The organism is Kistimonas scapharcae (genome assembly GCF_039540975.1).
GTDB classification, from domain to species: Bacteria; Pseudomonadota; Gammaproteobacteria; order Pseudomonadales; family Endozoicomonadaceae; genus Kistimonas; species Kistimonas scapharcae.
The window spans coordinates 16,829-36,490 of sequence record NZ_BAABFL010000481.1 but is presented as its reverse complement, the minus strand read 5'-3'; the positions used below and the strand labels follow the sequence as shown (position 1 = coordinate 36,490).

The following is a 19,662-nucleotide window of genomic DNA, read 5'->3' as shown; positions in this document are numbered from 1 at the left end:
CTGTCACTCCGGGCAGACTGAACCAGCAACCTAATAGAAAAGCAGGCATGCTAGCCTGATCAAACAAAATCACCAGTGGCAATTATCACGATGCGTCACGTGCAAGTACAAATCGTTACGTCGCGAAGCAATGCTTACCCCTGAAACAAAAAAGTGCCAACACCTGTTGACACCGTTTTCAAATCTGAAAAAACAACGCTTCAGGTTGCCATCGCCAGGAACCAGAAAACGGCAAAGACCGGTACAGCAGCCGTCAGACTATCAATGCGATCCATGACACCACCATGCCCCGGCAGCAGCTGACTACTGTCTTTCAAGCCGGCTTCACGCTTGAACATGCTTTCAAGCAAATCACCCAGCACAGACACCATGGTAACCACCAGTGTAATGGCGACCAGTCCAAGACACTCAAACCAACTCAGCTGCTGGTACCAACCAACAAGAAGGGCGATCAGTGACGTCATAAACAAGCCACCAAAGACACCCTCCCAGGTTTTACCTGGACTCAGGCTGGGGGCCAGCTTACGCCGTCCGAAGGCTCTACCGGCAAAATATGCGCCTACATCCGCAGCCCAAACCAACACAAACACATACAGAATCAGCAGATTTCCCTGCGGCTGCCCCTTGAGATACACAAGACCGCCCCATGCAGGCAGGAGAACCAGCCACCCCATCAACAACCGAATCATCTGATTCTGCCACACAGGCCTTGAATCGGGATAACTGATCACCAGCATCAACGCCATCAGCCACCAGGTAAGGCCGGCCCCCAGCAAAAATCCGGAAGATGCCAGAGAAAGAAGAAAAATCATAATGCCTGTCAGCGCTGCATAGCCCACCCGCACCATCTGGTGAGCAAATCCGGACAAGCCAGCCCACTCCCAGGCAGCCAAGACGATAACGACCGCAATAAACACCGAAAATGGCGCCAACGGCAACAGAAAAACCCCACCCAATGCCACTGGCAACAAAGCCAGCGCTGTTATTATTCGTTGTTTCAGCACGTTGACTCTGCCTCTAGCTGCTCACTGGTTTTGCCATAACGACGCTGTCGCTGACTGTAATCCACTATCGCCCGATGGAATTCTTCAGGACCAAAATCAGGCCATAGCAGATCGGAGAAATAGAGTTCGGAATAGGCACACTGCCACAGCAGGAAATTACTGATACGGTGTTCACCGCTGGTTCTGATCAGCAGGTCTGGCGGCGGCAACTCACCCGTCGACAGGGCAGCTTCAAAACGATCCACTGTGATCGCTTCCGGCTCCAGCGCTCCCCGCTGTACCTCTGACGCCAGCTTCTGCGCAGCCTGAACGATATCCCACTGCCCACCATAACTGGCCGCAATCACCAAGGTAACACGCGCATTTTCAGCCGTCAGCGCTTCCGCTTCACGAATACGCTGCTGGATAGCTGGACTGAAGGAACTGACATCGCCAATCACTTTCAACCGGATATGATGCCGGTGCAATTTGCGCACTTCACGCTGAAGCGCCCGAAGAAACAGATCCATCAAAGCACCGACCTCGTCTGCCGGTCGCTTCCAGTTCTCGCTGGAAAAGGCAAACAGGGTCAACACACGAATACCATACTCACCACAGGCTTCAATCACCTTGCGCACCGCCTCAACGCCCGCGCGATGCCCGGCAACACCCGGCAAATGCCGTTTCTTGGCCCAGCGGTTATTGCCATCCATGATAATCGCGACATGACGGGGAATACGGTCGGCAGGAATATCGGTGCCAGATACCGTGAAGGAAGGGGAAGCAGGTGGTTCAGCCATGACTTATTTCGGGGTTACCTCACACTATCCGGGCAACGCGCCCGGCAAACAACAACCCGGGCAAAGCCCGGGTTTCGTCTGATCAGATTGCCATCAGATCCTTTTCTTTGACCGCCAGCGCTTCATCAACGGCAGCGATGTACTTGTCAGTAATCTTCTGCACATCGTCCTGCGCACGACGCTCTTCGTCTTCGCTGATCTCTTTTTCCTTTTCCAGCTCTTTGAAGTCAGACAGCACATCACGACGGATATTACGGATCGCTACACGGGCCTGCTCTGCTTCATGACGCGCCTGTTTGGTGTAACCTTTACGGGTTTCTTCCGTCAGTGGCGGCAGCGGTACACGAATCACTTCACCGGCTGTGGAAGGATTCAGACCAAGGTCAGACCTAAGGATGGCTTTCTCGATTTCCGGCACCATGCTCTTTTCCCAGACACGAATCGCCAGGGTGCGTCCATCTTCAGCCGTTACGTTGGCCACCTGGTTCAACGGGGATTCAGAGCCATAGTAGGATACCCGTACACCTTCCAGCAGGCTCGGATGCGCCCGACCAGTACGGATTTTGGCAAATGCATGGGTCAGCGCTTCCACGCTCTTCTGCATTCTGGATTCAGCATCACTCTTCAGTTCGTCAATCATGCGTCACTCCCGCAAACCAGGGTTCCTTCGTCGCCACCGACGACAACATTCAACAGGGCACCGGTCTTGTTCATGTTAAACACACGCACCGGCATCTGGTGGTCGCGCACCAGGCAGATAGCGGTCAGGTCCATCACCCCGAGCTTACGATCCAGTACATCGTCATAGGTCAGACGATCAAACTTGATCGCGTCAGGATTCTTGACCGGATCCTGATCGTAAACGCCATCCACCTTGGTGGCCTTCAGCACCAGGTCAGCGTCTACTTCAATACCTCGCAGACAGGCAGCGGAATCCGTGGTGAAAAAAGGATTCCCGGTGCCTGCGGAGAAAATCACGACATCACCCGAATTCAGATAACGCAGTGCACGGCGGCGATCATAATGCTCCACTACGCCACTCATCGGAATAGCAGACATCACACGGGTATTAATATTGGAACGCTCCAGCGCATCACGCATGGCCAGTGCATTCATGACTGTGGCCAGCATACCCATATGGTCACCGGTGACACGTTCCATGCCAGCTGCACTCAACGCCGCCCCACGAAACAGGTTACCACCACCGATCACCAGGCCCACCTGAACACCAATACCGACCAACTGGCCGATTTCAAGCGCCATCCGATCCAACACCTTGGGATCAATACCGAACTCTTCACTCCCCATCAGCGCTTCACCACTGAGCTTGAGGAGGATTCGATGATATTTAGGCTGGCGATCTGTTCCGGGCATGTCTGCTCTCCGTCAACGGGCTTGGCCATGAACAGGATGAACAGCGATACCAATCCTGCCATGCCCATGGCTGTTTTTTGATGATACCAATACCACTGACCAACGACTGCCATTATCTGCAATCAACCAGCGATTGGTCACTGGTATTAGCCATCAAATAATAACAGGGGCGACAAAATCTTTGTCGCCCCCTGCATCAGTATGCCTTACAGGCCTGCCTGAGCACGAACCTCAGCAGCGAAGTCAACCACTTCCTTCTCGATGCCTTCACCCACTTCAAAGCGGATGAAGCTCTTGACAGTGGCACCAGCTTCTGCAGCCAGCTTGCCAACAGTCATGTCAGGGTTCTTGACGAAAGGCTGTTCAACCAGGCTGTTTTCAGCCAGGAACTTGTTCACACGGCCAACGATCATCTTTTCAACGATCTCGGCAGGCTTGCCGCTTTCCAGCGCCTGAGCACGGAAGATTTCCTTCTCTTTCTCAACCAGATCAGCCGGCATGTCGTCCTTGCTGACAACCTGAGGATTCACAGCAGCCACGTGCATGGCGATGTCCTTGGCCAGCTCAGCGTTACCGCCTTCCAGGCTGACCAGAACCGCGATACGGCTGTTACCGTGAACGTAGCTGCCAACAACATCGCCTTCCAGGGCAGCGGCACGACGAACACTGATGTTCTCACCGATTTTCTGAACCAGCGCCAGGCGGGCCGTTTCCAGATCACCGTCCATCAGGGCAGGGATATCGGTCTGCTTGGTTTCAAAGGCACGCTCAACGACAGTGTTAACATAACCCAGGAAGTTATCGTCGCGGGCAACAAAGTCAGTTTCACTGTTGACTTCCACCAGCATGCCGAACTTGGCATCGTCAGCCACTTTAACGGCAACCACACCTTCAGCAGCGGTACGACCGGCTTTCTTGGCAGCCTTGGCCTGACCAGACTTGCGCAGCTCTTCGATCGCTTTTTCGATGTCGCCGTCAACCTCAACCAGGGCCTTCTTGCATTCCATCATGCCAAGACCGGTACGCTCACGCAGCTCTTTTACCAGTGCAGCAGTAATTGCCATTTTCGTATCCTCTAAACCTTGATTATGCTGCTGTCTTTCCAGCGTCTTCTCATGGAGAGAAAGCAACAATCACGAAAGAATTTTTTTCGCCCGGAGCCAGGAACCGCCGCTGCAACGACAGCAATAATAGTCTGACCCCTATGGCAAAAAAGGGGGCAAGGCCCCCTTTTTCTGAACAGGACGATTACTCCGCGGAGTCTTCGCTGTTCTCTTCACTCTCTTCAGCCGCTTCTGCCTTTTCAGCAGCCGCTTCTTCAACGACTGCACCGGCAGCAGCACGACCTTCCAGAATCGCGTCAGCAGCAGATTCAACGTACAGCTGAATTGCGCGGATCGCGTCATCGTTACCGGGGATAACGATGTCTACGCCGTCCGGGTTGCTGTTGGTATCAACGATACCGATAACAGGGATGCCCAGCTTGTTAGCTTCCTGGATGGCAATCTTTTCGTGATCCACGTCGATGACGAAGATCGCGTCAGGCAGGCCACCCATGTCCTTGATACCACCCAGGCTGCGATCCAGCTTTTCCAGATCACGGGTACGCATCAGGGCTTCTTTCTTGGTCAACTTCTCGAAAGTGCCGTCTTCAGCCTGGGCTTCCAGTTCACGCAGACGACGTACAGACTGACGAATAGTCTTGTAGTTGGTCAGCATGCCGCCCAGCCAGCGGTGATTAACATAAGGCATGCCGCAACGCTGCGCGTTTTCACGGACGATCTTGCTCGCTGCACGCTTGGTGCCGACGAACAGAACCTTGTTCTTGCCTTCAGCCAGCTTCTTGATCAGACCCAGCGCCTGATTGAACGCCGGCAGGGTGTGTTCCAGGTTGATAATGTGAATGCGGTTACGGGCGCCGAAGATGAACTTTCGCATCTTGGGGTTCCAGTAACGGGTCTGGTGACCGAAATGGACACCGGCCTTCAGCATGTCACGCATGGACACTTGAGCCATGTAAAACTCCTTAAAAGGGTTATGCCTCCATACACCCCATGATTCGACCCTTTTTAAGCGGGCACCCAGGAACCATGTGTCGGTGCATGTGTGGTTTTAAGTCATAAGAATACTTGCGGCGGTCGCCACAAGCGCGCATTTATACCATAACCACACAGGCATGCACAGCCCCGAAAAACGGATTCCCTGCGAAAAGAATCCCTTTACGGGAAGAGTTTTACCACCTCAACATCAGGAAACACCTGCCTGATGCTGTCTTCGACCGGCGACTCAAATAAAAGTTTCACATTAGGCCCGGCATCCATAGTGAGATAGACCGGCACCCCGTCTTTCCGCAGCTGCCAGACCTTCTGCATGACAGCGACAGATTCAGGCTCCCAGTACAACAGCGGCGGCCAGGAGGCAATCATCGTGGCATGCATGGTCATGGCATTGTGCTCAGCAGTGACACCCAAAAGTTCAAAGTCACGATCGACAATAGCCTGCTCCAGTATCGCTATATCCGCTTCAGCCTGGGCAGGCCAGGCCGAATAGAGCGGCGTCGTCTCCACTGTTCGCGCCATTCCTTCCCGTGAACCGACTTTTTTCGCCGCCCCCGTCAAGGTCAGCACCCCAAGACGCAAACCCGGCCAAACCTGAGACAATGGCGCCGCACAGGAATCCATGCCATCAACAGCTTCGCCTTTATGCCAACGCACAAATCCATCAAACACAGACCGACAGGCACTACCACTCCCCACTCTAGCCAGAATGGAAAGCGCCTTACCATCAAGATTGAAGCCTTGCACACCTGCCGTTGCCCGAGTCAGCGCTGCAAAGCCGGACGCCGACGAGGCAAGACCTGCCGCCGTCGCGATGTTATTAACGGTATCAATTCGGAAGCGATCTCCCCGATCCAGACGAAACAGATTCAGATGTGCGACCACTTTCTGATAAAAACCATCTGCCTCAGACACCGGCTGATCATTTAAAAAAACAATATCTTTTGACTCACCCTGCAACCGGGTCACCCGGGTACGTGTTCCCTTATCAGGCAAAGCAACTGACAGACTGTCATTAACCGGCAGATTCAGGGCAGCATCGCGCTTCCCCCAATATTTGCACAGCGCAATATTGACCGGTGCCCATGCCTCGAAAACATCGACAGGACGGTATTCACAATCACCCAGAAGACTTCGGGCAACATCAACGCGGGAAAACGTCAACGGACACTCCAACAGGGGAAACAGAAACAGGAATACGCTCGAATCCAGATAACCCGGCACCGGCATCACCCAGCGCACAGACACAATCACCCAGCCCCGAACCGGAAATTTTGGCGCCCATCACACCCGGCAAGGCACGCAAACCATAGACAATGGCAGACAGCACTGCATCATTCACATTAAGAGCATCCATCAACCCTTGATAGACATTCATGCACCGACCGAGCTGCGACAAATCATCAGCCTTGATCGCTGTTATTGCCTCTCGACTCACGTCCCCCATTAACCGGTAAAGCGCATCCACGACTCCAGGCACTCGCACACTCTCTTCTGCAACTCTCGCCAACACATCAGTCGTTGGCGTTTTATAGCCCGCGTAATAAAGATCGATAGGCAATTCAGACGATAAACGCCGAACTTGCAAAGTATCAGCATCAAAGGCAATCACACCGCCGTAGACACTGGCTGCCAGATCAGTACCAGACCCTCGCCCCTGAACAGCGCGAACAACCTCAACACTTGACCGAAGAATTTCCTGCTGATCAAGCGGCAAACCACAAACGGCTCGCAGGGCAGAAACCAGCGCAACCGTTACTGCAGCAGAGGAACCCAAGCCAACGGTATGAGAAAACTCAGAAGCAATACTAATTTTCAGACCACACGCTAACGTCTCCCGCCAGCGCCGGAGAATCTCTACAAGAAAACGATGGGAAATAGATTCCTGAAGGTTATCAAGATGGGAACAATAAGGACCAAGCGCAGACTCAACAACAATGTCCCGGCTCGTCAGCAGCTCGACCTGAACACGCATATAGCGATCAACAGCACAGGCAACAGCTGGCTGGGAATACAAAACAGAATGCTCTCCCAGCAGCATAATACTGCCGGGCACCGATACATGAACCACCTGACCGGTATTAATGACAGAGTCTGGCACCGAGAGGATCCGCCTGCAGCCTGGCAACAGAGAAACCGTATTCATGACAGAGACTCTCTACCGGCTCATCACTCTGAACCAGCACAAAGCCGGCCTTTTCACCATGCACGGCACCGGCACCACTGATTTTGCCGGCAGCGCCATAGTGAGATTTCAGATCGCTGATAAATCGCTGCACCGTGTCAGGCACTACGCCAATATCCACCAGCAATTGATGATTACGTTTGACATACTCACGCAACGCCCGCGTATCACGACAGACAAACGCCTGCTCCAGCCCCTGAATAATGGCGGCAAACTCATTCCAGATAGTGCTGGTGCCAAACCGGCGTCGCACCTCGGCCACGCACTGCCCGGTACTGACTTCAGGCTCACCGGTATTGACCAGATACCAGTTCAATTCCGGCAGCTCACTGCTTTGGGTCAACTGGCTATTTTCCACCCGCACTAACCCACCATGAACCGTCACCATGGGATCAATGGTACTGGTACAACCATGCTGGAGTCGTTCGGTATGGCTGGTAAAACGAAACAGGGATTCTTTATCCAGCTGCACACCAAAATAACCCGCCACAGCCACCAGCACTGACGCCACCGTCGCCGCAGAGGAACCCATCCCGGAACGCACCGGAATGGCGGACTTCAGGGAAATATCCAAGCCATGGCCAAAGGGTAATGAATAGCTGTTATACAGGCTGGCAATGGCATACAGGTAAAGCTCACCGGCATGGGGTAAGACCTTATCCACCGTACAGCGGCCGAGAAGGTAATGCTGATACGCTTCATCAATGGTCAGACGAACCTGTTCCAGCTCTGCCAGCGGCAATGAAGCCAGCTTGCCATAGTTGTCCAGATGCAGGTGAATACCCGGCTCATCCAGTCGCTCAACCACGGCATTGGCGTGAATATCTACAGCCACTGCCAGGGCCGGCGAACCATACACCACCGAATGCTCACCCGAAATGATAATTTTGCCCGGAGCAACAGACCTCATCCGCAGACAATCCCGAAAACAGTTTCAACCCACAGCGCCACGCTCCACACAGGAGCCTTCATCCACGCCATTTACAGTGGCTTTACGGCAGCAAAACACTGTAACAACTAAGCGTGCGCATCATAACGCATTCAGCGCACACCTGTCTCTGTATAGATGCGCTTGTGATCATGCAGACCCGCCAGCCGGAAGCGGCCATCGGTCATCTCCGGAAAATCATGCTCACCATCCACACGGGGATATTGATACTCAAAGAGCAGGGCGTATTCGTCATAACTAAGCGCCTGTCGGGATTCCAGCCTGTCCACGTGCGCCTGCCTGCGGCTATAGACCCGGTATCCCGGCTGAACTGTCACGGCAAAGAACTCACCAACACAACCGGAACCATAACTGAAGAGCCCAATGTGCCGGCCAGACAGATCCTCTGGATCATTCTCCAACATGGACAGCAGCCCGATATAGAGGGAAGCCGAATAGCTGTTACCGATTTTGCGGTTATAAATCAGACCGGAGCCAGTCTGCTCTGCAAACAGCTCATCCGACATACTTTCACCACAGGTCACCGCCAGCTTGCGATGCGCCTTCTCACCCATCTTGGCGAAGGGCAGGTGATAGCAGAAGCGGGAAAAGTCAGAAAAAGCCCTGCCACCAGCCTGCTGGTAATGTTTCCAGGACTGACGCAACGCCTTAAGATAAATGATGGTGGAATATTTACCATCTACCAGTGCGGTATCCATGTAGTTGGGCCGCCAGAAATCCATGACATCTTCGCTGTAACAACCACTCTCCGGATGCACTTCAACCAGTCGCGGATTCGCCTTGATCAACAGGGCGACCGCACCACAGCCCTGGGTTGCCTCACCCGGCGTTCCCAAGCCATAGCGTGCGATATCCGAGGCAATGACCAGCACGGATTTCTCCGGTTGTCTTGCCACGAGCGCGCAGGCCATCTGTATGGCTGCAGTCGCACTGTAACAGGCCTGCTTCAACTCCACGACACGACAATTAGGGCCCAATCCCAGCAAACGATGCACATAGACACCGGCCGACTTGGACTGATCAATACCGGTCTCCGTCGCAAACAGCAGGGTGCCGACACTGTCACGATTATCGTCGTCAATCATAGGCCAGGCCGCACTGGCCCCCATCGTCACGATGTCTTCATCGACCGCGGGGATCGCCATCTCCTCCTGCCCCAGCCCGACGCGATACTTGTCGGGATCAACCCCGTAGCGCGTAGCCAGCTCAGCCAGAGGAATATAAAGACTGGACGAATAAAAACTGATGTCATCAATACCGACAGACATGATGCCTCTTGGAAATCCTGAGGTTTTCCTGTCATCACCCTGCACGGTCCGGGGGACGACAGCCTTCTTTCACTCACCTGACTTCTGATCTTTCTGCACGCAACGTGTCAGAAATTTTCATCCAGAATCAGTTGTTCATTGCCGTACAGTGTCTTCACATCCGGCATACCCAGCAGGAACATGGCCGTGGCAAATTCCCGCTTCAGTGTTTCAATCGCAGCAATCACCTGGTCTGCTGATTCCATGGCCGGCTTCAGCAATGGCGCTGCCAGGCCGCACAATCGGGCGCCGAGTATAACAGACTTGACCATATCAACACCGTTTCTTAAACCACCACTGGCGATTAATTCGACACGATCCCGAAATGGCGCTGCCAACTTCAGAGCCTGCGGCGTTGGTATACCCCAGTCCTGAAAACGAAGCCCGAGTGAATCACCGGATGTTCCCGCACGATGATGCTCAATGCGACTCCAGGAGGTGCCGCCCTGCCCGGCCACATCAATACAGGAAATACCCCGAACGGCTGCCGCAGCAATATCTTCCGGCGACATTCCGCACCCAACCTCTTTCAAGATGACAGGACAACCCAGTCGTTCATTAATATCAGCAATTTTGTCCAGCAAACCCGAGAAATTCGTGTCGCCTTCAGGCTGCACCGCTTCCTGCAGCGGATTGAGGTGAAGGTACAGTGCATCCGCATCCAACGCATCTACAACTTCACGACATTCTGCCAGGCCACATCCATAATTGAGCTGCACTGCGCCCAGATTGGCAAACAGCAACGCATCCGGCGCGAACTGGCGCAGTTCAAAACTGGCACGCGCAGCGGGCTGCTCCAGCATCACGCGCTGGGACCCCACTCCCATGGCGACACCTGTCGCCTGCGCCGCAATGGCAAGATTACGGTTAATTTTGCGTACAAGCGCATGATCCCCTCCAGTCATCGAGGAGATCAGCATGGGGAACGACAGGGTCTTGCCGAGGAACTCCACCTGAGTATCGACATCTGCCAGAGCAATTTCCGGCAACCCCCGATGACTGAGGCGGACACGATCAAAATAGCCACCTTCCCGGTCAGTACCGCTATCCTGCTCAATCACACGGATATGTTCGACTTTCCGACTATTAGTCTGCTCACCGGCACCTGACGCGCTGCTATCCGTCATCAACGCTCCAACTTCAAGTGAGATGCCATCAGCTCACCGGGATTGGTCTGAGCCGCCAGCAGAGACAACTCACCGCAGAGTACCGCCGCCGCACAGATAACCGCCAACCTTCGCGCGTTAGCGCCGGGCTCACGATTCTCACGACAACCCAGCAATTCGAGATTGCGCTCAACAAAGTCCAGCCCCTTACCATTTCCGACGGTGCCGACAATCAGGTTTGGCAGGTTAACGGAGAAATAGAGATCCCCTTCCCGCACTTCGGCATGCACAATACCCTGAGAACCTTCTACGATGTTGGCAGCGTCCTGACCAGTCGCCAGATAAAACGCCAGCAACATATTGGCAAAGTGCGCATTGGCACTGCGAATACCACCTGCCAGCATGGTACCCAACAGGTTTTTCTTGATATTCAGATCAACAATTTTTTCGGGCGTCGTCTTTAACCGGCGCTCGCAAAGGTCCCGGGGAATCAGCAGCTCCGCCACCACATTCTTACCCCGACCCAGGATACCGTTGATGGCCGTTGCTTTTTTATCCGTGCAATAGTTGGCGGAAATTGAGCAGTAACGCAGCTCCGGATATTCACCCAGAATCCAGTCCTGCAGTTTTTCAGAAGCCAGCGTCACCATATTGTGACCCGATGCATCACCAGTCAGATACTCAAGGCGGATGTAAAGCAAATTACCGACAATCTGGCTGTGCATATCGATCAACCGCGCATAACGGCTGGATTCACGCACCACCATATTCATCTCGTCCTTGCGGCCCTGCAGGCTGTGCCAGGCCGCCAGCGCCTTCGATGCATCCCCAGCTTCAAGCAGAATAGAACGGGTCATCCGCTCATCAATCACAGTCGCCCGGATACCACCGGCCACACTGGCCACCCGCGCGCCACGACCCACAGAAGGCCATAGCGGCGTTTCATAGGTCGCCAGGGGCAGCATGACGCTGTCATTGACAACATCACCAATAATCGTCACCGGTCCCACGAGCCGCATGGGAACCGGCGCCTGTTGAATCTTGTTATCTGACATATATAACCGGCTGGTATCCTGAAAACAGTCCTGTTACGCACTCCAGGGTCTCTACGCCAGAGGAAACCTCTGCCCACACCACAGGATTGCAAAGGCGGGAATAATACCAGATTCCCCCCAACGTGCGACAGGCTAAGACCGTTTCCCACTATCGCGGGCAGGCGGCCCTTTGCTAGAATGGCGCGATAGGCCTGAACAGAAAGGCGAACGATAAGTAATCACACGGTAATCATGACTGTCATTATCAAAACCCTGGAAGACATCGAGAAAATGCGCGTTGCCGGCCGCCTGGCCGCCGAAGTGCTGGAAATGATCGGTGAATATGTTGTTCCCGGTGTCACCACCGAGGAACTGGATCGCATCTGCCACGACCATATCGTCAACAAGCAGGGCGCGATTCCTGCACCACTGAACTACAAGGGTTTCCCGAAATCCATCTGCACCTCGGTCAACGAGGTCGTCTGTCATGGTATTCCTACCGAGAAAAAACCCCTGAAAAGTGGCGATATCATCAATATTGATATCACCGTCATCAAGGATGGCTACCATGGCGATACCAGCAAGATGTTCCTGGTGGGCGATGTAGCCGAGCATGCACAGCGCCTGGTCACCGTCACCCAGGAATGCATGTATAAAGGCATTGAGCTGGTTCGCCCTGGCACACGCCTTGGCGATATCGGATTTGCCATTGCCCAACATGCCCATGCCAACCACTATTCGGTTGTTGAAGAGTATTGTGGACACGGCATCGGCAAGGGCTTCCATGAAGAGCCTCAGGTTTTGCATTATGGCCAGCAAGGCACAGGCATTGAGCTGGTGGCAGGCATGACATTCACCATCGAACCGATGATCAATGCCGGCAAAAAGCAAACCAAGCTCAAGCCCGACGGCTGGACCGCCGTCACCAGGGATCGCCGTCTTTCTGCCCAGTGGGAACACACCATTCTGGTCACCCAGGATGGCGTAGAAATCCTCACGCTGCGCAATGATGAGCAGATCCCCTTTACCACCAGCACCTTTACCGCTTAACCTTCACCACGATGATGCAATAACACAAACAGGGTCTCCTTGATGAGGCCCTGCTGCTGGCAGCCCGCTGCCGGATATCAGATCCAACGGTGACCAGGATAACCAGAATGAACGCTGTACTCACCGAACAACAGCAGTCAGAACTCTTTGACCGCGGCCAGTTCCGAGCCGAACTCACCCTCTCCAGTACCGCTATTCCGGCTTATAAAAAGTGCCTCAAGCAGGCTGAAATCACCATGAACCAGTGGTTCGACGAGGGCGTACCGATTCAGGCTCTGGTCAGGGGGCGCGCCTGGCTGATTGACCAGGTTCTGTCACTGGCCTGGGAGCACCTGTTTGGCGGCCGTGACGATATTGCGTTGCTGGCAGTCGGCGGTTACGGCCGTGGCGAGCTCCATCCTTTTTCGGATATTGATATCCTGATCCTGCTGCAGCAGGATGACCCCGAGCCTTTCCGGGAAAATATTGAACAGTTTCTGACCCTGTTGTGGGACATCAACCTGCAGGTTGGCTCCAGCGTCCGCTCAGTTGAAGAGTGCGCCCGCCAGGCCAGCACCGACCTGACCATCATTACCAACCTGATGGAATCTCGCACCATCACCGGCCCCGAACCACTCCGCAACCGGATGATGTCCCTAATCAGCACGGACAAAATGTGGCCCAGCCAATCCTATTTGCAAGCCAAATACGAGGAGCAGCGCACCCGACACCGGAAGTTCAACCAGACCGAGTACAACCTGGAACCCAATATCAAGAGTTCACCGGGTGGCCTGCGGGATCTCCACATGCTGGGCTGGATCACCCGGCGCCATTACGGCACAGATCAGCCGGAAGACCTGGTCAAGGTCGGTTTTCTCACCGATACCGAATATGACATGCTACTTCGCTCCCGTGACTTTCTCTGGCAGGTACGCTGGGGGCTGCACCGACTGAGCGGCCGTGCGGAAGACCGCCTGTTGTTTGATTATCAACGCGGATTAGCGGCACACTTTGGCTACCATGACACCAATGGCACCCTGGCCATTGAGCAATTCATGCAAAAATACTTCCGAGCCGTCATGATTCTGGGCGAACTCAAGGATCTCCTGCTCCAGCACTTTGACGATGAAATACTGTCTTCCGACAAGGAAGAAGAGGTCATCCCGCTGAATGAACACTTTCAGGTACGCAACAACTATATAGAAGTCACCAGCGACCAGGTATTTTCCGAGCATCCGTCAGCCATGCTGGAACTGTTCGTTTTAATGACTCGCAATCCGTTCATACTGGGTCCACGCGCCTCAACCATTCGCCTCTTGCGAACTCACAGAAATTTGATCGACGAAAGTTTCCGCAACAACCCTGAAGTGAACCAGCTCTTTATTGAACTGATGCAAGCCCCCTATGCCCTGACAGCCAATCTGCGACGGATGATCCGCTACGGCATTCTAGGCAGTTATCTGCCGGAGTTCAGACGCATCATTGGCCAGATGCAACATGACCTGTTTCACATCTATACCGTCGATGCCCATACGTTATTGCTGATCAAGCATCTTCGCCGTTTCAATTACCAGGAAAGCGAAGAACCTTTCCCGGTGGCCTGCGAAGCCAAACGTCGCATCAACCGTCCTGAATTACTGTACATTGCCGGCCTGTATCATGACATTGCCAAGGGCCGGGGGGGGGATCACTCCGAACTGGGCGCCGAGGATGCCCTGGCCTTTGGCCAACGGCACGGCCTGAGTGAAGCAGACAGTGCCCTGATTGCCTGGCTGGTGCGTAATCATCTGGTGATGTCGACCACGGCACAGCGCAAGGACCTGTCAGACCCGGAAACCATCAACCACTTTGCCCAGCTGGTCGGCGATCGGCGCCATCTGGATTACCTCTACTGCCTGACGGTCGCCGATATCAACGCCACCAACCCCACCTTGTGGAATGGCTGGCGCGCCAGCCTGCTGCGTCAACTGTATCGGGAAACCAGTAGAGCCCTGTTACGCGGCCTGGAAAACCCCATCGACAAACACGAACTGATTGCGGAAACCCAGCATATCGCCCGGGAATTCCTGCGCGAGAACAGCGTGAACGACACCGCCGTGCAGACACTTTGGGACACTCTCGGAGACGATTACTTTCTTAGACACACACCAGAAGAAATCGCCTGGCACACCTCTGGCATTCTGCACCACAGCGACAGCGATACCCCCCTAGTGCTGATCAGGGAAACCACCGAACGCCATTTTGAAGGTGGTACTGCAGTCTTTATCTACGCCAAAGACAGCTCCAACCTGTTTGCAGCCACGGCAGCCGCACTGGATCAACAAAACCTCAGTATCCATGACGCAAGGATCATCACATCCACAGGCGGTTTCAGTCTGGACACCTTTATCGTACTGGAAAGCAATGGGTCACCGATTGGCGATAATCCCGGACGTATTGAGCGCCTGTGCAACCGCTTGAGCAAAATCCTGAGCAACCCCGACTCGTTCCAGGACATCATTCACCGCCGAACGCCCAGGCAATTAAAGCATTTCGCCAAAGCGCCCGAAGTCATTATCAGTCATGATATGCTGAATAATCGCACCGTCGTCGAAGTCTATGCGACTGATCGGCCAGGCCTGCTTGCCATGATGGGGAAAACCTTTTCGGAATTTGCTATCCGTATTCAAAATGCCAAGATCGCCACGCTTGGCGAGAAAGTGGAAGATGTCTTTTTCATTACAGATCGCTCAGGCAATGCTATCAGCGACCAAGACTTATACAGCCGTTTGAAACAAACGCTGTGCATGCGCCTGCAGGACTACGCCAACCAGGACGCACTGGGGCAATAATGTGAACGCAGTGCTGATTGTGCAACAACCAGCACTGCACAGCTTTCTCCGTTATGGCTTCGTTGTCTGGAGAACCAATGGCATTGACCACAAGCACGGCTGTTGCACGGCATCCTTCCCCGCATCTGGACAGAGACACACACCGTCACAGCAAGCAAATAACAGAATCAGCTGACATCCCTGCACCATGCCATCAATACACTCAGGCTGTTCTTTTACACACAGCGTCACTTTACCACCTGATGCCTGAACGGCAAATGCTTCCTGAGAAAAGCCGGCAACCAAATTGTCCATATAGTACAGCGGTTTATCTGATGTCACTGCACTTTCGTCAGCAGGCACTATTGCGGCATTACCTGTCAGCGGCCCCCCTAAAGAACTACCTGGCTGGGCTTCATTAACCTGTGAGTAATTATCGGATATTTTTTCATCCACAATCGCATTTTCATCCGCCATTTCCTGCGGCTCTAATGGAGATTTAATCTGCTCATTATCGGGCATCCCTTCATCATCCGGTTTTAGCTGTGCAGCAACTGACTCATCAACAATTACACTCTCAACAAACTTTTCGACATCAATGTTTGCAGTCTCCTGATGAAGAGGCTCCTGATCCTGGTCGCTAATTGACACCTGATCAGCAGCAATAATTCCCTCTTCAGGTATTGCCTCGTCACCACTTACAACCGCGTATTCAAGGGCTGACTCCTGTTCTTGTTCGGCGGTTGATGCCTCATCAGTAGTAATGACGCTCTTATCAGTCTTTTCTTCTTCACCCTCTACAACCACAAGCCCAGAGGACAATTCCAGGTCTTGTCCAACATCCGCAATAACCTCGTGCATCTCATCAACGGAAAGGTTCTCGCTACCTGCCACCTCCAGATGAGCATCGGAATCGGAGGCCTCAACCTCAAGACTATCTGGCTCTGAAGGGATAGAAACAGATTCAGTGTCCACTTCATTAATCAGATCAATCGATTCATCCTGCCCACCCGTAATCCACTGCGAGAATTGGAAAAAAGGGATATGTTCCGGCGTTCGACCAACCATTTGGAGGAATGTCGTATAAGCCATGAAATCCTGCTCATACTCTTGGGAATCCACAGGACTGTACCCAAGAATCGCATCAATTTGATCGACATTCAGGTTATACAATAAGTCGTTATCAGACGACAAAATCCTGATTGGCAGCGTTGGAAAATAAACAGTGTGCTGCTGATGATTGTGTTGATAGGTTACTGCACCTTCATTAAGCGCTATCCATAAAACCAATGGAAATGACGGCTTAAAATAACTGATTGTTCCATTCGCACTCAGCCATGCCTGTATTTCCACATCGTCTGGTGCACTCTGATAAATGGGATTATATTGGCTGGCATCGTATTTACTATTTAATGACTGCAGTACGTCGATCTGCTTTTTGGGTAAAAATTCATACCAAGCGTCACTATAAGGATCGCTATAACCATGATAACCGAGAAAAAGGAGGTTATTTTTGTCCGCCTTATACTTGGTGGACGCATTGAAAACACCATCACTCATTGCAGACTCAGGAATTAGCTGCGCATAAAGCCCTCCTGAGAGCAACAAATCCTTCACACCCAACGCTGCGATATTGTACCCCTTGTTAAGAAAACTAAAGTTATCAAATACAATACCATGATCACGCAAACGTCCAAGCTGTGAGAGAGCCCCGGTCATTAATGCGTTCTGATCAATGGTATCCCACAACATAACCTTGACTGTTTCTGTCCCTTTGACATAAAGATCACCGGCAAATGCCGCCACTTTTTGAATGTGGACAGCATCATAGTGAAGCATCGACACATCAACCGGAAAAACAGTCACTGACGCCAAACGTGCCGCCAGCACTGAATCAATCACAACCTGATGTGCATCCGCAACCATGGAGGACTGAATATATAAGTGAATTTTGCCACTGAACCCTTCCAGCTCACGGGCTAAAACAGCATTAACCTGCTGACTCAAATCATCTGCATCAGAAAGGGATTGTGACAACATGACTGTGCGCCCATCCCGTTCCTCTATCAACGGTTCGCCGTCATGTCGATTAATATACAGGGCGGCATCTTCTGTATTACCTAAACCATGCACCAGCGCCCATGCCCGGGCAAACTCACTCTTCTGGCCGGAAAGATAAACGGACTTGAAACGTTCAGTATCATAGACCGTAAACAACCGCACCGTTTTGCCACACAGGTATTTGGCATCAAACCCCAACGCTTCTACGATAAAACGCTGGTCTCCGGCGTTAGCTGGCGTGACCGCAATCGTTGCACGGCAGGTTTGCTTTGGGCGCACCAATGGACAGGATTGCTTATCCAGCAAAACCTGCCCATCCGTCTGGGTAATACGCAATACGATGTCAGCCGCTTCTACAGAACGGTTGGTGATAGCCAGTTTCAACAACCCTTTATCACCTTTCACCAGATCCCCTTCCGTTTCGATCTGGATATCAAACATAGCCTCAGCCAACACCACACCGGAGAAACCACTCAACAGGAAGAAAAGCCCGATAAATAACGCTTTCATAGCTCACTTCTCAGAAATGCCAGATCAATCCCAGCAGCAACTGCTGGCTAGTCAGATCATCTGTTTTCAACTTACCGCTATAACGCCCCGGCTTATCCCGTCCGGACTCTACTTTCCCTAGGTTCGCGTATTGATATCCCATATCCAGTAACAGCGCTTCCGATAAAGGAATCAGTATGCCAATCCCTATCTGCCAGGCTGGCTCATTACGCGCAGCACTTTTAAACGGTGTGATTGGATCAGGGCTTTTGGCGGTACTATCTGTCGGATAAATATCATTTTCACTGTATCCCGTAAAACGATTACGAGAGAAACCCAATCCTGCTGAAACATAAGGCTGTAATTCGGGTTCACGCATCACCCAGTAAAAAGCGCCTTCCAGCATTAACCGTTGATGCTGTGCCTTGTATTGATAACTGTAATCCCGAAAACTGCCTTCACCATGGAGATCAATGTACCCTTTATTTTTTATCTCATTTTGCCAGTACCAGGCCGCGCCTACCGATAATCGATAGGTACAACGATTGAAATCAATCCCTGCACCAAGCCCCACTACAGCGACATTGTCCGACTTATCATGATTCTCATAAGAATCAATGATGACCTTATTAGCCTTATTAATAACATCCATATCCTTTTTTAATTTTGATTCAGCATGGGAATAACCAAGCAAGCCCTTCAAATAATAATCACCTCCATAACTTATATTGGATATAGAGAAGGTGATTAACGTAAAAAAGCATTTGAAGGATATACGTAAACAGGATGAGATACTCATATGTGCCAGCCTGCCGAACAGCAATATGTTAGATAATAAAAACCGCTTCCTGTCACGACACGTTTAAAGTGACAACAATCACCATGCCTATGAAATAAGAATCCATCGGAGTCTAGTTCGCTTTGATCACACTTCAAGCCGATCGGTATGAGAAAGCTTTATTGTTGACGACGAACAAGTTGACGAACCGCCAGGGGAAAAGATAGAACAATACGCGTATGATAAATGCCCGGAGCAACAGAGATATACCACAGGACACCCCATGATCACGATGTATGGCATCAGCAACTGTGACACTATCAAAAAAGCCCGTCGCTGGATGGATGAAAATAACATTGCCTATCATTTCCATGATTATCGCAAAGACGGCCTCGCAGAAGCCCAGCTGACCCAGTGGGCTGACAGCCTTGGCTGGGAGCCACTGATTAACCGCCGGGGCACCACCTGGCGCAAGCTTCCTGAAGCGACCCGTGACACGATTGATCAGGCCTCAGCCATTGCCATCATGCTGGAAAACCCGGCCATTATTAAGCGACCCTTATTGGTTGCCGGTGACCACTACCAACTGGGGTTTCAGCCCGCACAATGGCAGGCACTCCTGACAAACTGACAATTGTCGTCACCAGGCTTGATAATCCGGCAACACGCCCCCATCTCACCCGCACAAGGATCAAAGAGA

General features: G+C 52.5%; 17 protein-coding genes. 3 read left to right on the top strand and 14 right to left on the bottom strand.

All coding sequences use genetic code 11. From position 1 onward, the window contains the following. Positions 1-200: 200 nt before the first annotated feature. The 12 genes from ABD892_RS26655 to ABD892_RS26600 all read right to left on the bottom strand — a co-directional run bounded on the left by ABD892_RS26655 (position 201) and on the right by ABD892_RS26600 (position 11,816). Complete coding sequence (locus ABD892_RS26655; RefSeq protein ID WP_345199428.1) at positions 201-1,004, bottom strand: phosphatidate cytidylyltransferase; 804 nt, start codon at positions 1,002-1,004, stop codon at positions 201-203. Continuing rightward, positions 998-1,783, bottom strand: coding sequence for a polyprenyl diphosphate synthase (uppS, locus tag ABD892_RS26650; RefSeq protein WP_345199427.1), 786 nt, complete (start codon positions 1,781-1,783; stop codon positions 998-1,000). Before uppS ends, ABD892_RS26655 begins: the two co-directional genes overlap by 7 nt. A gap of 82 nt (positions 1,784-1,865) precedes the next feature. Then, positions 1,866-2,423 carry a ribosome recycling factor gene (gene frr, locus ABD892_RS26645; RefSeq protein ID WP_345199426.1) on the bottom strand — a complete coding sequence of 186 codons (558 nt, stop codon included), beginning with the start codon at positions 2,421-2,423 and terminating at the stop codon, positions 1,866-1,868. Then, positions 2,420-3,157 carry a UMP kinase gene (gene pyrH / locus ABD892_RS26640; RefSeq protein WP_345199425.1) on the bottom strand — a complete coding sequence of 246 codons (738 nt, stop codon included), beginning with the start codon at positions 3,155-3,157 and terminating at the stop codon, positions 2,420-2,422. The genes frr and pyrH overlap by 4 nt, the downstream gene beginning before the upstream one ends. Before the next feature lie 206 nt (positions 3,158-3,363). Further along, entirely contained in the window at positions 3,364-4,221 is an 858-nt protein-coding gene (gene tsf, locus ABD892_RS26635) for a translation elongation factor Ts (protein WP_345199424.1), read from the bottom strand. Between the two features lie 184 nt (positions 4,222-4,405). Beyond that, complete coding sequence (gene rpsB / locus ABD892_RS26630; RefSeq protein ID WP_345199423.1) at positions 4,406-5,173, bottom strand: 30S ribosomal protein S2; 768 nt, start codon at positions 5,171-5,173, stop codon at positions 4,406-4,408. A gap of 203 nt (positions 5,174-5,376) precedes the next feature. Beyond that, a complete protein-coding gene (mvaD, locus tag ABD892_RS26625; RefSeq protein ID WP_345199422.1) occupies positions 5,377-6,462 on the bottom strand; it encodes a diphosphomevalonate decarboxylase in 1,086 nt (361 codons plus the stop codon). After that, positions 6,359-7,315: a mevalonate kinase gene (mvk, locus tag ABD892_RS26620; protein WP_345199421.1), complete on the bottom strand. Its 957-nt coding sequence runs from the start codon at positions 7,313-7,315 to the stop codon at positions 6,359-6,361. Before mvk ends, mvaD begins: the two co-directional genes overlap by 104 nt. Beyond that, complete coding sequence (locus ABD892_RS26615; RefSeq protein ID WP_345199420.1) at positions 7,296-8,309, bottom strand: mevalonate kinase family protein; 1,014 nt, start codon at positions 8,307-8,309, stop codon at positions 7,296-7,298. Before ABD892_RS26615 ends, mvk begins: the two co-directional genes overlap by 20 nt. A gap of 131 nt (positions 8,310-8,440) precedes the next feature. Further along, entirely contained in the window at positions 8,441-9,616 is a 1,176-nt protein-coding gene (locus ABD892_RS26610; RefSeq protein ID WP_345199419.1) for a hydroxymethylglutaryl-CoA synthase, read from the bottom strand. A gap of 107 nt (positions 9,617-9,723) precedes the next feature. Then, positions 9,724-10,782 (bottom strand): type 2 isopentenyl-diphosphate Delta-isomerase, encoded by a 1,059-nt coding sequence (fni, locus tag ABD892_RS26605; protein ID WP_345199418.1) that lies wholly within the window; start codon positions 10,780-10,782, stop codon positions 9,724-9,726. Beyond that, positions 10,782-11,816: a hydroxymethylglutaryl-CoA reductase gene (locus ABD892_RS26600; RefSeq protein ID WP_211825662.1), complete on the bottom strand. Its 1,035-nt coding sequence runs from the start codon at positions 11,814-11,816 to the stop codon at positions 10,782-10,784. The genes fni and ABD892_RS26600 overlap by 1 nt, the downstream gene beginning before the upstream one ends. A 231-nt stretch (positions 11,817-12,047) precedes the next feature. Between ABD892_RS26600 and map the strand changes: the two genes are divergently transcribed. Further along, entirely contained in the window at positions 12,048-12,845 is a 798-nt protein-coding gene (gene map / locus ABD892_RS26595) for a type I methionyl aminopeptidase (RefSeq protein ID WP_345199417.1), read from the top strand. A 107-nt stretch (positions 12,846-12,952) separates the two neighbouring features. Continuing rightward, a complete protein-coding gene (locus ABD892_RS26590) occupies positions 12,953-15,655 on the top strand; it encodes a [protein-PII] uridylyltransferase (protein WP_345199416.1) in 2,703 nt (900 codons plus the stop codon). Positions 15,656-15,706: 51 nt separating this feature from the next. On the opposite strand, the gene ABD892_RS26585 is transcribed toward ABD892_RS26590, so the two are convergent. Together ABD892_RS26585 and ABD892_RS26580 are read right to left on the bottom strand one after the other, a co-directional pair. Continuing rightward, a complete protein-coding gene (locus tag ABD892_RS26585) occupies positions 15,707-18,205 on the bottom strand; it encodes a hypothetical protein (protein ID WP_345199414.1) in 2,499 nt (832 codons plus the stop codon). A 10-nt stretch (positions 18,206-18,215) separates the two neighbouring features. Then, entirely contained in the window at positions 18,216-18,983 is a 768-nt protein-coding gene (locus ABD892_RS26580; protein ID WP_345199413.1) for an outer membrane protein, read from the bottom strand. 262 nt (positions 18,984-19,245) lie between these two features. On the opposite strand from ABD892_RS26580, the gene ABD892_RS26575 reads away from it, so the two are divergent. Beyond that, positions 19,246-19,593, top strand: a complete 348-nt coding sequence (locus ABD892_RS26575) for an ArsC family reductase (protein ID WP_345199412.1) — start codon at positions 19,246-19,248, stop codon at positions 19,591-19,593. The last annotated feature ends 69 nt before the right edge of the window (positions 19,594-19,662 follow it).

Excerpts from the sequence above, each read along its gene's own strand:
- uppS (WP_345199427.1), bottom strand. The coding sequence starts at position 1,783 with ATGGCTGAACCACCTGCTTCCCCTTCCTTCACGGTATCTGGCACCGAT.
- frr (WP_345199426.1), bottom strand. The coding sequence starts at position 2,423 with ATGATTGACGAACTGAAGAGTGATGCTGAATCCAGAATGCAGAAGAGC.
- pyrH (WP_345199425.1), bottom strand. The coding sequence starts at position 3,157 with ATGCCCGGAACAGATCGCCAGCCTAAATATCATCGAATCCTCCTCAAG.
- tsf (WP_345199424.1), bottom strand. The coding sequence starts at position 4,221 with ATGGCAATTACTGCTGCACTGGTAAAAGAGCTGCGTGAGCGTACCGGT.
- rpsB (WP_345199423.1), bottom strand. The coding sequence starts at position 5,173 with ATGGCTCAAGTGTCCATGCGTGACATGCTGAAGGCCGGTGTCCATTTC.
- ABD892_RS26615 (WP_345199420.1), bottom strand. The coding sequence starts at position 8,309 with ATGAGGTCTGTTGCTCCGGGCAAAATTATCATTTCGGGTGAGCATTCG.
- ABD892_RS26610 (WP_345199419.1), bottom strand. The coding sequence starts at position 9,616 with ATGTCTGTCGGTATTGATGACATCAGTTTTTATTCGTCCAGTCTTTAT.
- fni (WP_345199418.1), bottom strand. The coding sequence starts at position 10,782 with ATGACGGATAGCAGCGCGTCAGGTGCCGGTGAGCAGACTAATAGTCGG.
- ABD892_RS26600 (WP_211825662.1), bottom strand. The coding sequence starts at position 11,816 with ATGTCAGATAACAAGATTCAACAGGCGCCGGTTCCCATGCGGCTCGTG.
- map (WP_345199417.1), top strand. The coding sequence starts at position 12,048 with ATGACTGTCATTATCAAAACCCTGGAAGACATCGAGAAAATGCGCGTT.
- ABD892_RS26590 (WP_345199416.1), top strand. The coding sequence starts at position 12,953 with ATGAACGCTGTACTCACCGAACAACAGCAGTCAGAACTCTTTGACCGC.
- ABD892_RS26585 (WP_345199414.1), bottom strand. The coding sequence starts at position 18,205 with ATGAAAGCGTTATTTATCGGGCTTTTCTTCCTGTTGAGTGGTTTCTCC.
- ABD892_RS26580 (WP_345199413.1), bottom strand. The coding sequence starts at position 18,983 with ATGAGTATCTCATCCTGTTTACGTATATCCTTCAAATGCTTTTTTACG.
- ABD892_RS26575 (WP_345199412.1), top strand. The coding sequence starts at position 19,246 with ATGATCACGATGTATGGCATCAGCAACTGTGACACTATCAAAAAAGCC.